This window comes from Arenibacter sp. 6A1 (genome assembly GCF_012272855.1).
Classification (GTDB): Bacteria; Bacteroidota; Bacteroidia; order Flavobacteriales; family Flavobacteriaceae; genus Arenibacter.
Genome location: NZ_JAAXCQ010000011.1, coordinates 17,342 through 31,347, shown reverse-complemented (window position 1 = coordinate 31,347; position 14,006 = coordinate 17,342). Strand labels below are relative to the sequence as shown.

Sequence of the window (14,006 nt, the reverse complement as noted above, 5' to 3'; positions counted from 1 at the left end):
TTATAATCTCAATGAACACATATATGCCATTTTAGGAAACGCTTTTCCACCTTAAATTAATTGCGAAAGTTACCTCCTTTTTTCAATAAAGGCAATTACTTTTTATAATAGGAAAAAATCTTGGAGATTGTACAGAATTCTTAAAGAGGAATTATCCTCGCAGTGTTACCGGACTTTAAAATTAGACCTGTGTCGTTATCATAGAATACTTCACTTCTTGCAGCTATAAGGTATGTTACACGCCTCTCCTAAAAGGTCTCAATTTTCTTTTCGGTTCTTTAAAATTCCCCCGGCATAATTAAATATTTCGGCTTTAACCTCCTTAAAACTATTTAAACAACGATCTACCTCGTTTTGCAGTTCTTCGTGTTTATTATAGTAGGTAAAATCACAGGTTTCGTCCTTACACTCCAACATGCCTCCCAAACTTTTTTCATGGTTCGCTATTTGTTCGTTAAGAACATTCTTTTGTTGGGACACAGTTGTCATTCGATTCCCATAGTCCTGCAATCGTTCAAAAAGGTTGGGGGTATTCGGCTCAAACACATAAGAATTTAATAGTTGGCTAATAAACTGCGCCTCATCTTCCAAAAATTTTAGATTTGATTTCCAATTTTGCGTGTCTCGGTATAATACCTCCAGTTTTTTATTCTGGTCTTCTATATTAAAGCTCTTTTTCATGTTTGCCCCCTTAATTAACCACAAATCTATTGTACTGAAAGGCGCAATGCTATGATATTAATCAGTTTTTGCATCAATTAATATTTCAACGGTTTCATAGAGTTTTGGCACCTTAACCAGCCATCCCAAACTATCCTTTATCTTCACCCTAAAAGCATCTAAAGCCAAGGGTTCTCCATGCACCAAAAAAACCATTTCCGGAATATTTTTAATTTCTTTTAACCAATGTAGCAATTCTTCCTGATCGGCATGGGCAGAAAGGCTTTCAAAATGTTCGATCTTAGCTTTAACCGGATAGTATTTCCCAAAGAGTTTTAATTCATGGGCCCCCTCTAGCAGCTGCCTTCCTCTTGTGCCTTCGGCCTGGTACCCTACCAACAGTACCGTGGTTGTCGTTATATCGACAAGTTGCTTCAGATAAGTTAACACCCTTCCTCCAGTGACCATACCGCTACCTGCAATAACCACTTTTGGCCTAGGATCGTCAATGGTCTCCCAGGTTTCCCGGTAAGAACTTACAATATTAAAATGATCTCTCATGGCAAGGTATTCTTCATGGCTTAATTTGTGCCATTTCGGAAAAGCTTCGAATACCGATAGTACATTGTTTCCCATGGGACTATCTATAAATATGGGGATGTCGGGAATTTTGTTTTTTTTGTAAAGTTTCCAAAAAATATACATTAAAGATTGAAGACGCTCTACAGCAAAGGATGGAATAATTAAAGTTCCTTTTTCCAGAATAGTTTTATTGACCAATGCTTTTAAGGCTTCCTCCACATTTTCTTTTGGATGTAATTTATTGCCATAGGTACTTTCCAACAATAAATAATCTGCCCAACGGGGCCGCTCCGGAGCATCTAATAAATAATCTAGCGGTCGCCCGATGTCTCCGGAAAACACAAATTGTTTACCAAAGACCTCCATTTCAATGAAAGTAGCCCCCAAAATATGACCGTTATAACGATACCTGAATTTTATATTTGTAGATAGGGAGTGCCAATTGTCCCGTTTTTCAACCTGAAATTTTTTACACGTCAGGGCGGCCTCTTCTATGGTATAAAAAGGCATTGCAGGTTGATGCACACTTAAGGCTTCCTCGTTGTCCCTTTCTGCTGCTTCTTCCTGAATTTTAGCACTATCCATTAATACGATTTCTGTAATGGCCAGTGTAGGTTCGGTTCCTATTATTGTACCATTATACCCCTCTTTCAACAATCTTGGCAAATACCCGATATGATCAAAATGCCCATGGGTTAGCAGTACTATATCTATTTTTGATGCGTCTATAGGTAGTGGCTTCCAATTCAGTTCTCTCAATTCCTTTAATCCTTGAAACATCCCACAATCGATCATGATATTACATTCAGACGTTTCTAGGTAGTATTTCGATCCTGTCACAGTGCCCGAGGCACCTAAGAAATGAAGTTTTACAGTTTGCATATCAGAATATTTTAATTCGTAATAAAAATAATCGCTAAACTGGGTAAGGGGACAGGACCCGTATAACTAAAGGTAAGAAAAAGAAGATAAACTACTACAAATAAGGGGCTTAAAAAACATTTGCCTTTTTGCAAATATTTCTTAAGCCCCTTCATTTTGTTTTTCGCGAGACTACATTGTCATTTATAGGTCTGTGAAAATACGGACCATGCACCCATTCAGAAGTGTCAACGTACGATCGAAAAACGCATTCCTATTGGTTCTCTCAAGGTTTAATGTACTACTTTACGATCCATAGAGGCACATCCAAGTCCTGATTAAAAAGCTCCTCGGTCACACTCCCTACAAGCAAGGATGAGAAGGTGTTTCTTCCTTTGTCTCCAACAATAATAAGATCTACCTTGGAAGTTTGGGCTTTGATACGCAGTTTTTCTGCAACTCCGCTATCTCTTCCTGGAATAATTTCTGAAGTTAAATCTCCTTGATATTTGATTTTTTTAATGAATTTCTCATACTTCCCTTTTAAATGATTCTCTATCTTCAGATCGAGATGTTCTTTTGGAATATAAGGAGAAAACTGAACGGGCACATTAAATACATGCACCGCTTTTACTTTTGCCGCTGTGGCTCTCTGCAAACTTTCTGCCACTCCAAAAACCTTTCTGGAAGCACTTGAAAAATCTGTTCCTGCCCAAATATTGGAAATAACAGGTTCCGCATTTTTTGGGACCGACAGAATATTGCACTTTAAAAGACGTAGTAATTTTCCACTTACGACTCCAGTACCTTTTGACCTGTTTTTATTTCCTATTATGGCAAGCTGGACCTGATACTTATTGACAATATAATTGATAAGGGATTCGGAATAAGGATCTTCTGAAATAAGGACTTCCCATTCGGCAGAAGAGGTAAATTTTTCTTCTACCTTTTCATTTAACTCATCCCCTATTATTTCGTCGAGGTTAATTTCCTTTAGCTGTTCATCAAATAATTCTGAAATCTCATATTTTTTTATATTATGTACAAAGAATACTTTATCAACCTTTAGGGCTTGAGCAATAAATGATGCATACTCAATTAGGGTAGTATCGATATCTGAAAGATCTAAGGCGACCAGGATGTTTTTTATATCAGTCATGAGTAGAATTATTTAATATTGTTTTGCTGATTAATATTTCGTTTTTTAACGATGGCAGAAACTATTTCCTCGTAATTTTCAAGTTCTTTTTGGGATTCCCGCTTTTTCAATTTTCTCAAATCTTCGCTTAAGCCTTTGTATAGGGAAAAGCACATAATCAATAAAATCACTGCAAAGGGCAGTCCTGTTACTATAGTGGCTGTTTGCAGTGCTTGCAACCCGCCCCCTATTAAAAGGACCGCTGCAATACTTCCTTCTGCAATGGCCCAAAAAATTCTTTGTCCTACCGGTGCATCTATTTTACCTCCGGAGGTTAAATTATCTACCACTAAAGATCCGGAATCTGAAGAGGTAATAAAAAATCCTGCGATTAAAATTACGGCAATAATGTTTAGAACAAAGGCAAAAGGATAATCTTCCAAAAACACAAACAGAGCGGTGGCAACATTATCATTTACCGCATTTATAATAATATCATCTCCAAGAAGTGCCTGATGGATCGCTGTACTACCAAAAGCTGAGATCCAAAAAAAGGTTACAATTGCAGGCACTATTAATACTCCTAAAATAAACTCACGCACGGTGCGCCCTTTAGAAATACGGGCAATAAACATTCCTACAAAAGGAGACCAGGCAATCCACCATCCCCAGTAAAAAAGGGTCCAGGTATTTTGCCAATTGGAACCAGTGAAACTTTCTGTCCAAGTTGCAACTTCAAGAAATCCGGATAAATAATTCCCTGTATTTTGTACAAAGGACTTAAATATAAAGATCGTTGGCCCCAATATTAATACTATCAAGAGAAATAACACCGCTATTCTCATATTCCACTCACTCAAAATCCGCACCCCTTTATCGACTCCCAAAACAACTGAGATGGTAGCAACCAAGGTTATTCCGGCAATTAGCATAATTTGAGTTTGTACACCGCTATCCACTCCAAAAAGGTGATTTAATCCGGCCGCAATTTGTTGAACCCCCATTCCTAAAGAAGTGGCAAGGCCAAATAAAGTGGCGAGTACAGCGAAAATATCTATAGCATCTCCAATTTTTCCGTAAATTCTATCTCCTAAAAAAGGATAAAAAACCGATCTAATAGTAAGGGGAAGGCCACGAGAATACGTGAAATACGCTAGGGATAATCCAACCAATGCATACACGGCCCAGGCGTGAAATCCCCAGTGTAAAAAGGTAAATTTCATGGCTTCCTTGGCAGCTTCGGCAGTTCCGCCTTCTGCCATTGGCGGACTCAAAAAATGATAGATTGGTTCTGAAATACTCCAAAACAATAATCCAATTCCCATTCCCGCACTAAATAGCATTGCGAACCAGGAAATAGTTTTAAATTCGGGTTTTGCACTTTGCCCTCCAATCCGTAACTGTCCAAATTTACTGAAGGCCAGATAGATCATAAATATTAGAAAAATATTTATGCTTAATATAAAAAACCAACCGGCATTCCTTGAAACAAAATCCTGGATTGCGGTAAAATATTGTTCTGCCCTTTCTTTATACATCAGGGTTAATGTTATAATGATGATAATAGTAATAGCCGATGTAAAAAACACAGGACCATTCACCTCCAATCCGAAAACGGGTTTTCTTTCATCACTTCTTATAATCTTCTTTGCCATAAAGTATTTTGTTTTTTAATGTAATTAATTTTCAAGAGTTTTACCCTCTCTGTACTATGTGTGAATTTTAAAAATAGTAGCCAATATTGATGTTAAACCTTGCTTCCCATTTGGCGTCCGGATTCCCTTTGGAGAAATCGTCCACAAAATTTCCTCCTAACCAAGAATGATTGTATCCCGCGGCGTAATCTATATACATATACACACTTCCGGCAGAGACCAAAACCCCGGTTACATTCATATAAGAATCGGTAAATCCGAAGGTCTTTTTCTGCATATAACCAAAATCATTATAAAACTGCAAATTTGAAACAGGCCCCCATGTTACCGGAACATTTCTGGAAATGGCCAAAGAATACATATTAAAATCGGAAGCAACTTCATAAGGCGCTCCGTAGGCAGCCATCATAACTACATCTGTAGATTCTCCTTCCGCATTCGCTGGGTTATGGGAAGCTGTAATAACTTGTGCTTTTCCATTCCATTTTCCTTTCGTTATTTCGTAATGAGCGGCAATAGCAGCATGATCGCCCATTTCTTCGGTATCTAAATTGTAGAGCCCCCCATATTCCAAGGAAACGCCCAATCTATTGGCTGATTCTTCCCCAAATTTGTAAATAAATTTACCGTTGAATTGATTTACTTCTTTGTTTCTACCTGTGATGTCATAGGAATATCTGTTTGGGGAAGTTTCCGTATAGTTACCAAATCTCAATTCCTCCGCATTTTTAAAGAAGGCCAATTGATATTCAATTTTTTCTCCTGAATGCAAGTATTTCACCCCCATATCATGGTCATCTTCCATCCCTACATAATAAGACAAATTAAAAAACCAGTTGTGAGAATTGTATTGTTGAATTCCAAAAGGAACCTGTGTTAAACCAATATGAATTTGATCTTGTTCGTTAAAATTATACCCTACCCAACCCTGCTTTAAGAATCCACCTCCAAAACCTTCAGAATACAATCTGTATTCGGCATTCAGAAATATTCCTTTGTAGGCTGCTTCGGCATTTACCCTGAACATATCATATCCAAAATCTCCACCACGCTTTTTCTGACCTTCTTTCCAGGACGATAAATTATAGTTGAAACGCAATGCTCCGCCAATTTTTAATTCCGGTTTTTCCTGAGCAATAACAGGAAGTGCTACTAGCAAGGCAAGAAATGCAAGGCAAATAGTTTTTGGGAATTGTAAATGAGTGATTTTCTCTATCATTAAGTGATTTTAAAAGTTGGATAAACTAGTATTTAATTATTATTGCTGCAAAAATTCCAGGTATTTATAAAACACTTTTAGGGTCCTAACTAATTAAAAAAGTATAAAATACACAAGAATATCCGCATATTTAGGATAAAACCTTAAGTTCAAAAAAGGAACTAAAAAAACTGTTCCAAAAACAAAGCTGTACCTTCTATACCAGATCCTTTCGTTTGTTACCGAACAGCTCTTAATTCTTCTTGTCGATTTGCTCCAATAAGTCTATGGCTACTTGAAGAAACATTAAGGGAACCGTAAATTATGCTACTACTAGTAGTACTGAAAATTTTTACTTTCTAAAGGTTAGTCAATGTTAAACCTCTTCGATATGTATTTGTATGGACTAATTATCCGGCGCAGACAACTAAGACAGTTTGGACGTCGACATATAAGATGCAAAGGTACTTATTATGATTAATTATTATGAGTTTTTGAATACTTTATAAATGAAAACTCCAGTTTAATGGTACACTTTGATAGTTTTAAAAATCATATAATGCTGTTCCTTTTAAATTAAAAACCTCATTTTTAAGTGAATTTCTTCCGTTTTATCGCACCAGGTATGAGAACAGCGCCTTAAATTCTTTTAGGTATAATCATTTAGCACTAGGACTGGAATATCAGCATGGTAGCCTATTTCTTTTACCAAGGGGTTGGTAAAGATACTTTTGAAATAATGATGCTTTTTATTTAAAAAGGCTACCATATCGCTCCCCCTACTTTCAATAAAGGCCCCTATTCCCTTATGGATGTTTATTGGTGAAAGATGATGAAAACTATGCTCCAAAGACTCTAAAACACCTTCGAGTAATTCCTTGTTATTTTGCTGCAATGAACTAAGTTCAAGGTCCTCCATTATATGTAGCACCCTTATTGGGGTATGATGTATTTTTGCGATCTCTATTAAGCGAAGTAGTTCCCTACGTTTAAAACTGGCTTTGTAATTAGTGGTAAAAACAATTTCCTTGGGCCGAGAAAATTTAAATTCTTCTGGAATCGACATCACCGGACATTCAGTGACCTCTTCCATAATTGCCACCGTATTGGTGCCGTAAATAATAGTTTTTGCCCCGGTAGCCCCTTTGGTACCCATGATCACCAGATCGATATCTTTTTTAGTGATTATATTTTTAACACCATAGCTCAAGGAATTGTTGGTTGATATGGTATGAAAGGTATGATTGTGTACGTTTTGGTGAAGTTTTAGTTTTTCCAGAACCTTTTGAAGGTTCTCTTGAGAAGCATTATGAGCTGTTTGATGAGCCTTATTTCCCGGTACGGGCACTCTAAAATCGTCTATGGAATATCCGTTTACCAAATAGGCGTTCAAAATATAAAAATGACATTTTTGATCCTGGAAAAATTCCAATGCGTATATAATGGCATTAAGGGAATTCCTTGAAAAATCTGTCGGCAATAAAATTCTTTTGTCCATATTTTCATCCATTTAACTCGGCTGGTAAATGTAAATTTCATGACTGTGAAGACCATGGCCATAATACGTTTAAAAATGGCAGAAACCGTCTTGTTCCAGAGCAAACAACAATAGCTATCACTGCAAATTAAAAAACATTTAAGGTTGGCAAGATTTAGTTTCTACCAAATCATTTAGATTCCTGTAACAAATTATAAGGCAGCACCAAGAAGGGGATGTTAGTATGGAATCCTATTTGGTTAATGACAGGTTTAAGAAAAAGATTTTCCAAAAAGCTGTGTTTGTTTTTAACCATGACCAAAACATCTGTTTCATGAGTTTGCTGAAAGCTGTTTATACCTTCAATTATTCCTTGATCTGGCAGGTCGTGAAATTGATGTACCGCCCCTGCAAGAAGTTCGGTTAATTTACTTTTGTTTTTTTGTTGTTCTGCACTGAGCTCGTAATTTTGTGATATATGCATCACCTTTATCTTGGCATTATGAATATCTGCCAAATAGAGCATCTCTTTTAATAAGACAGTATTATAATTTATCTCATAATCTGTGGGAAATAAAATCTTTTTAGGAAGCCTGAACCCGTAGTTGTTGGGCACGGCCAAAACAGGGAATTTAGCGCGTTTTAAAAGATGTACGGTATTACTTCCCAAGAAAATCTCCTTGGCACCTGTAGCACCCTGTGTACCCATCACAACGAGATCTATACTTTCATTACTCACCAACTCATCAATGGCGTCTACTAATACATTAAAGGCTGTATGGGTCACAAATTCATGTAATGGATTCTTAAATTGGGTGGTAAGCTTCTTTTTTAATCCCTCTAGCTGGGTCTCCGAATTTGTCTGGTAAATATCGCCCAACCCTATTTGTGCCGGACTGTGCAATAAATACTCGGCCTGATATATTGCGGGAGTATACGTATTTAACAAGTGAAAGGTACAGCTTTTAGATTTTAACAACTGTAAAGCATAAGCTATTGCTTTATAGCTATTTTCGGAAAAATCGGTAGGAATCAAAATGCGCTTCATAAGGGATCGTATTTAGTTTTTTAACGAGCTAGGTTTTGAAAAATCAGAAAAGGGATCTTTATATGCAGACCTATTTTGTCTATGGTAGATTGGTACAACATATCTTCTAAATAGGAGTGTCTTGTATGTACCATCACCAACATATCTATCTTATGTTCGGTTATAAAATTGGTAATAGCCTTTGCTTTGTCCTTTTCTGCACTAGTGGCCGTGATGATTTTTGCCTTTTTTAAAGAGTTTTTAATAAACTCTAAATTGTCTTCCTGTCGGAGTGTCAATACTTTTATAGGGTCTATATACAATAAATGTATCGATGACCTGAAGGAGGCTGTTATCTCACATAATAATTTAAGTTCCCTGCGTTTGTTCGGCACCAAATAATTGGTAGGAAAAAGCACTTCTTTAGGTGCTTTGTATTCGTAGTTTTCAGGAATCGCCAATACAGGACTCTGAATGTACTTTAATACTTGCAGGGTATGACTGCCAAAGGTGAGATGCCGGTCATTGGTTTTTCCTTTGGTTCCCATGACGACAATATCCATATTGTGCTCGTTAACCAAGTCATTTGTTTCATCTATTAACGAACCAAATTTGGAAAGCGTAGAATAAGTGTGATTTGGATTTGGGGAATATTTTTTAATCTCAGCCAAAATATTTTTGAGCTTTATCTCAGATTCCTGAAAGCACTCTTCTTTTTTTACCTCCAACAAACTGCGATCGGTATTAATTTCCTGATTGTACACATCATCCGCATAAGCATGCATAATATAAAACTCACTGGTTTCGTATTTAAAAATTTGACAGGCGTATTTTAATGCGTTAAAAGCATTGTCGGAAAAATCTGTTGGAATCAAAACTTTTCTCATGGGTTATTTTTACTAGCTTATACGTTCAAATTTAACCTTACATATTGTAAATAAACATGATATCAATCAGGTTAAAAAGGGTATATTTGAATACTAATAGGTATTAAAGAAATATGTTTTAGGGCTATTTCAAGAATTTTCCATCAATTAAAAGGGCCACATAGGCAATACTCCTTTTAGAAACGTACAATAAGTAGGTGTAATCTCTATAAATCTTACAAAACATGAAAACTAGCTTTAATGAACTTTTAAAATCGGATAGTCCCGTTTTAATTGATTTTTTCGCAGAGTGGTGCGGACCATGCAAATCTTTGGCTCCTATCCTTAAACAAGTAAAAGAAGCGCTTGGCGATGAGGTAAAAATCATAAAAATAGATGTAGACAAAAACCAGGAATTAGCCAGTAAATACAATGTACGCGGAGTCCCTACGATGATTTTATTTAAAAATGGGCAACAGGTGTGGCGAGAATCTGGAATTGTACAAAAAGCGGCCTTAATCAATACGATAAAATCCAAAGGATAACATCAAAAAGGAGATTTTAATAATGGAATACATTGCGTGTTAATTACTCGTGTAAAACCAAAAACGGGATTTTAGTATGGTAGCTTATTTCTTCTACGGCTGGTTTGAATAAAATACGTTGAAAATAATTTAAATTTTTTGCAACCATGGCAATCATATCAATGTCATTGCGCTCTGTAAAACTCTGTATAGCGGCTTCCATTTTATTTCCTGTGACAAAATGAAAACTATGTTGCAGATCTGAAAAGTAATCGTTCAGAAAATCTTTGTTCTTGGTTTGTTCCAAACTTAAGCTTTCTTCTTTTTTAGAAATGTACAGTACTCTGATTATAGCCTTATTTCTATTGGCTATATCTAAAAGTGTATCCAACACTTTTAAATCGAACCCCATATGAAAATCTGTGGGGAATGCTATTTCCTTTGGTCTTAGATACTGAGAGTTTTCAGGAATCGCCAATAAGGGACATTTTACTTTAGTGATAACATCTCCGGTATTACTTCCTATAGCTACTTTTTTTAGACCGGAAGCCCCTTTGGTTCCCATAACGATCATATCTATATGGTTATCCGATACTTGTTTCCGAATAGCATCTATAAAAAAGTCATACACTGCAACACCTATAAAACGGTGCTTTGGATTCAGGGAATTCTTTTCAATCTTATCGATCACTTCTTGTAGGTCTGCCTGTTTTTCAGTCAACAATTGTTCCTGTAGATCGGCCGATGAATTCGCTGATTCATTTAAGGATTCTGAAAAAGAGAATATTGGAATGATGTGCAAAAGATAGAAAGTACATTTAGATTTCTTGAAAAATTGTAGTCCATAATTAATGGCATTCCAAGAGTTGTTGGAAAAATCGGTTGGAATTAAGATTTGCCTCATGTCTTCTAGGATTACAACTTATTTCCTTAAAAATACTTGAGAATCAGCGGTTAGTAAATGATTATTATCATACTGCCTTAAGCAAGCCAAAACACCTGATTTTATTGAATTTTTTTCAACTTTTCAATATCGATTACCTTAATGTTTCTATCTTTTATTTCTATTAGGCCTTCTTTTTTAAAGCTCGAGAGGGTTCTTATCAATGTTTCCGTGGCCATTCCAGCGACACTTGCCAGATCTGTTCGTAAGATATGAATACACCCTTCCGCATCGGTTTCTAGTTTTTCGGCAAATTTTAAAATGGTACTGGCCGTTTTTTTACGAACCGATCCGTATGCCATTTCCAAGAGTTGCGTTTTAGTTTCTGAAAGGTTTACCGCTAATAGTTTCATTAACTCATAAGAAAGCAGACTGTTTTGTTGTAATATATTCCGAAATTCCTCATTCCTTAACCCTACCAAGGTTGTATGTTCTAAGGGGGTTGCTGATTCTGCGTAAAAGGGCGTATTGCCAAAGGAACCAAACCCAAAAAAATCGCTCTCCTTATATACTCCCGTAATCAATTCCTTTCCTTGTTCATCTAATCTATGTGTTTTAACGACCCCCCTTATTATAATAAACACCATATTTACATGATCCCCTTCCTTATATACGTATTCTCCTATTTTAAAATCATACGATTTTCCTTTGTTTTTAATATGACATTTTAAATCATCGATAGTCGCAATTTGAAAAACGTCCCCTACTGTCAACGCCAAGGAATTTCTTTCTTTTAGGATGGCTATTTTTGCCAACCTGCTCTCGATAGCCCCAAGAAGATCTGTTTCTTCAAAGGGTTTGGTCAAATAATCATCGGCCCCCAGGGCCATCCCTTTTCGGATATCCTTATTTTCTGTTTTTGCCGACATAAAAACAAAAGGGATAAATTTGGTGGTTTCTTCCATAGAAAGCACCTTTAAAACCCCATAGCCATCCAACACCGGCATCATAATATCACAAATTATCAAATCTGGCAACAGTTCTTTTGCAGCCTTAACCCCCTTTTGTCCATTGGCAGCCGTAAACACCTCATAACCAGACAAACCTAATAATTCCGCAGTATTTTCGCGTAATAACGGGTCATCTTCAATGATTAAAATTTTGCTCATATACTCATTTTTTGAAAGATTTAAAAAGCACTTTTTATCACTTTCATGTCTATTTTTGGGATGTTTGCTCTATGAGAGGAAACTCTAATGAAAAGGTACTGCCTTTTTCATGTTCACTACTAAAATATATTTTTCCGCCTAAGTTTTCTATATGCGATTTTACGATATTTAGACCAATACCGGTACCTTGGGTTAACAAAACATTCTCTGCTCTAAAATATCTTTCGAAAATATGTTTTTGATCTTTAAAGGGAATTCCTATCCCCTTATCTATGATATGAAAAATGACTTTTTCTTTACACAATACCACTTGTACATCAATTTCCATATCTTCTGGAGAATATTTAATAGCATTGTGCAACAAGTTGGTTAATGCTAAAGATACAATTTTCTCATCCTGCCGAATGACAACTTCATCTATATTTGCTGGATAATTAATGCGTTGCCCACTCTTTAAAAGCATATTAGCGTTATAAATGACATCGTTGACAATTTTACTTAGGGAAAAATTTGTTTTATGGTAAACCTCTTTCCCTTTTTCCAATCGTTCTACAGAGAGGAAATCGTCTAAAATGGAATTAAGATGCTGTACCGCACCAATAATTTTAATTAGATGCTTATCCCTTACCTCTTGGTCTAAAGTTGTTTTATACTTCCCTACCAAAGTGGCAGAGGTAAGAATACCTCCTAAGGGGGTTTTAAACTCATGGGATACCAGGGAAAGAAATTTTGTCTTTAATTCATTTAATTCCCTTTCCTTTTGAAGTGTCAAGGCCAATTGGGCTTCGGCCTTCTCCCTTCGCTTTATTTCTTTTTTAAGAATAGCCACCGTATCGCGAAGTTCCCTTGTTCGTTCCTTTATTTTTAATTCTAATTGACTCTGCAGTTCATGTATTTCAACATCCTTGTTTTTTAGAGCAGTCATGTCCTTAAACAGTGCTAAAGCGTATCTTCGGCCATGATCTTGAAACCTAAACAAAACTATTTCCAAAGGCAGTTCCACTTTATTTTTCCGCTGTCCTATTAATGGGGTACTAGAAATTATGTTGATGTTTTCTATGTTATTAAACACGGTATCTACCGCAACACTACAAGATTGTCTATCCTGGTCAACCATTAACCCTTCTATAGGCATTCCTATTACCTCATCTTCCGAATATCCAAACATGGCATAGGTACGTTCACTAGCAGCTATAATAATACTTTCTTGATTTATTATTACAATTCCTTGAGATACCGCTTGGGTAAGCAGTAGAAAAAACGACTTGTTCCCTTCAAAAGTCTTCATTATCCGAGCTGCTTTAATATTAATGCCCTTAAGGATTCTTTTTCGTATTCTTTAAAATAGGAGCTGATAAAATTTCTATTTCCACCGTTAAAAAGCTGTTTTTCAATAGGTCGAAATGATTTAAATCATGTCACGACCAAAAAGGGCTCCTTAAATTTATAAAAATAAACAACATCATTATGGATTCATTTCAATCAACCAACAAACAACCATTAAATATATCCTTAATTTACAACTCTTTAGAAGATTGGATGTCCGATTTATCCCAATACAAGGAAGAACTTATTGTTTTACAGCTTTTATTGGACCGGTATTTTTCCAATAGTCCAGAAAATAAAAATTTGGACGATGTAAGGCAAGTTTTAATCCGCTTTGAGTCCCTAAGAATTAAATGTGACAAGCTCATCCAAAAAATTGAGTATCGAAAATTTGAGCTTGCTTGTATTCCCTATTTTGCACCAAAAGAAACGGCATTGGAATTAATCAAAAAACAATTAAAATTTAAAAAAACGATGCACGATATTACGGAGTCTTTCAAACTAGCAAAAAAAGACATCTTCAAAATTACCGCCCCTACCCTTTTGAATTTCAAAACAAAATGAGATCATATCCTCTGAAGCCTATTTACCCATTACAGAATTTCAATATTGTAAAAACAGCAGAAAAAATAGTAGCTTA

13 protein-coding genes are annotated in these 14,006 nt (G+C 36.0%); 2 read left to right on the top strand and 11 right to left on the bottom strand.

Annotated elements, in window-relative coordinates; all coding sequences use genetic code 11:
• Positions 1-258: 258 nt before the first annotated feature.
• The 8 genes from HCG49_RS11395 to HCG49_RS11360 form a co-directional block, all read right to left on the bottom strand.
• A complete protein-coding gene (locus tag HCG49_RS11395) occupies positions 259-681 on the bottom strand; it encodes a hypothetical protein (RefSeq protein ID WP_168469665.1) in 423 nt (140 codons plus the stop codon).
• Between the two features lie 57 nt (positions 682-738).
• Positions 739-2,124 (bottom strand): MBL fold metallo-hydrolase RNA specificity domain-containing protein, encoded by a 1,386-nt coding sequence (locus tag HCG49_RS11390; protein ID WP_168469664.1) that lies wholly within the window; start codon positions 2,122-2,124, stop codon positions 739-741.
• A 280-nt stretch (positions 2,125-2,404) separates the two neighbouring features.
• Complete coding sequence (locus HCG49_RS11385) at positions 2,405-3,262, bottom strand: universal stress protein (RefSeq protein WP_168469663.1); 858 nt, start codon at positions 3,260-3,262, stop codon at positions 2,405-2,407.
• Positions 3,263-3,270: 8 nt separating this feature from the next.
• On the bottom strand, positions 3,271-4,896 hold the full coding sequence (locus tag HCG49_RS11380; RefSeq protein ID WP_168469662.1) for a BCCT family transporter: 1,626 nt from the start codon (positions 4,894-4,896) through the stop codon (positions 3,271-3,273).
• A 67-nt stretch (positions 4,897-4,963) separates the two neighbouring features.
• The gene (locus tag HCG49_RS11375) at positions 4,964-6,115 is read right to left on the bottom strand and encodes a hypothetical protein (protein WP_168469661.1); all 1,152 of its coding nucleotides are present in this window, start codon (positions 6,113-6,115) and stop codon (positions 4,964-4,966) included.
• A 628-nt stretch (positions 6,116-6,743) separates the two neighbouring features.
• Entirely contained in the window at positions 6,744-7,592 is an 849-nt protein-coding gene (locus HCG49_RS11370; RefSeq protein WP_168469660.1) for a universal stress protein, read from the bottom strand.
• A 169-nt stretch (positions 7,593-7,761) separates the two neighbouring features.
• Complete coding sequence (locus tag HCG49_RS11365) at positions 7,762-8,619, bottom strand: universal stress protein (protein ID WP_168469659.1); 858 nt, start codon at positions 8,617-8,619, stop codon at positions 7,762-7,764.
• Between the two features lie 20 nt (positions 8,620-8,639).
• Positions 8,640-9,485 carry a universal stress protein gene (locus HCG49_RS11360; protein WP_168469658.1) on the bottom strand — a complete coding sequence of 282 codons (846 nt, stop codon included), beginning with the start codon at positions 9,483-9,485 and terminating at the stop codon, positions 8,640-8,642.
• A 224-nt stretch (positions 9,486-9,709) separates the two neighbouring features.
• Between HCG49_RS11360 and trxA the strand changes: the two genes are divergently transcribed.
• Positions 9,710-10,009: a thioredoxin gene (gene trxA / locus HCG49_RS11355; RefSeq protein ID WP_168469657.1), complete on the top strand. Its 300-nt coding sequence runs from the start codon at positions 9,710-9,712 to the stop codon at positions 10,007-10,009.
• Between the two features lie 43 nt (positions 10,010-10,052).
• On the opposite strand, the gene HCG49_RS11350 is transcribed toward trxA, so the two are convergent.
• From HCG49_RS11350 to HCG49_RS11340, 3 genes are all read right to left on the bottom strand, one after another.
• Positions 10,053-10,892, bottom strand: coding sequence for a universal stress protein (locus HCG49_RS11350; protein ID WP_168469656.1), 840 nt, complete (start codon positions 10,890-10,892; stop codon positions 10,053-10,055).
• A 101-nt stretch (positions 10,893-10,993) separates the two neighbouring features.
• Positions 10,994-12,040 carry a response regulator gene (locus HCG49_RS11345; RefSeq protein ID WP_168469655.1) on the bottom strand — a complete coding sequence of 349 codons (1,047 nt, stop codon included), beginning with the start codon at positions 12,038-12,040 and terminating at the stop codon, positions 10,994-10,996.
• 49 nt (positions 12,041-12,089) lie between these two features.
• A complete protein-coding gene (locus tag HCG49_RS11340; protein ID WP_168469654.1) occupies positions 12,090-13,328 on the bottom strand; it encodes a PAS domain-containing sensor histidine kinase in 1,239 nt (412 codons plus the stop codon).
• A gap of 179 nt (positions 13,329-13,507) precedes the next feature.
• Between HCG49_RS11340 and HCG49_RS11335 the strand changes: the two genes are divergently transcribed.
• Positions 13,508-13,930, top strand: coding sequence for a hypothetical protein (locus HCG49_RS11335; RefSeq protein ID WP_168469653.1), 423 nt, complete (start codon positions 13,508-13,510; stop codon positions 13,928-13,930).
• Positions 13,931-14,006: the final 76 nt, after the last annotated feature.

Excerpts from the sequence above, each read along its gene's own strand:
- HCG49_RS11350 (WP_168469656.1), bottom strand. The coding sequence starts at position 10,892 with ATGAGGCAAATCTTAATTCCAACCGATTTTTCCAACAACTCTTGGAAT.
- HCG49_RS11360 (WP_168469658.1), bottom strand. The coding sequence starts at position 9,485 with ATGAGAAAAGTTTTGATTCCAACAGATTTTTCCGACAATGCTTTTAAC.
- HCG49_RS11340 (WP_168469654.1), bottom strand. The coding sequence starts at position 13,328 with ATGAAGACTTTTGAAGGGAACAAGTCGTTTTTTCTACTGCTTACCCAA.
- HCG49_RS11345 (WP_168469655.1), bottom strand. The coding sequence starts at position 12,040 with ATGAGCAAAATTTTAATCATTGAAGATGACCCGTTATTACGCGAAAAT.
- HCG49_RS11385 (WP_168469663.1), bottom strand. The coding sequence starts at position 3,262 with ATGACTGATATAAAAAACATCCTGGTCGCCTTAGATCTTTCAGATATC.
- HCG49_RS11335 (WP_168469653.1), top strand. The coding sequence starts at position 13,508 with ATGGATTCATTTCAATCAACCAACAAACAACCATTAAATATATCCTTA.
- HCG49_RS11365 (WP_168469659.1), bottom strand. The coding sequence starts at position 8,619 with ATGAAGCGCATTTTGATTCCTACCGATTTTTCCGAAAATAGCTATAAA.
- HCG49_RS11390 (WP_168469664.1), bottom strand. The coding sequence starts at position 2,124 with ATGCAAACTGTAAAACTTCATTTCTTAGGTGCCTCGGGCACTGTGACA.
- HCG49_RS11370 (WP_168469660.1), bottom strand. The coding sequence starts at position 7,592 with ATGGACAAAAGAATTTTATTGCCGACAGATTTTTCAAGGAATTCCCTT.
- HCG49_RS11375 (WP_168469661.1), bottom strand. The coding sequence starts at position 6,115 with ATGATAGAGAAAATCACTCATTTACAATTCCCAAAAACTATTTGCCTT.
- HCG49_RS11395 (WP_168469665.1), bottom strand. The coding sequence starts at position 681 with ATGAAAAAGAGCTTTAATATAGAAGACCAGAATAAAAAACTGGAGGTA.
- HCG49_RS11380 (WP_168469662.1), bottom strand. The coding sequence starts at position 4,896 with ATGGCAAAGAAGATTATAAGAAGTGATGAAAGAAAACCCGTTTTCGGA.
- trxA (WP_168469657.1), top strand. The coding sequence starts at position 9,710 with ATGAAAACTAGCTTTAATGAACTTTTAAAATCGGATAGTCCCGTTTTA.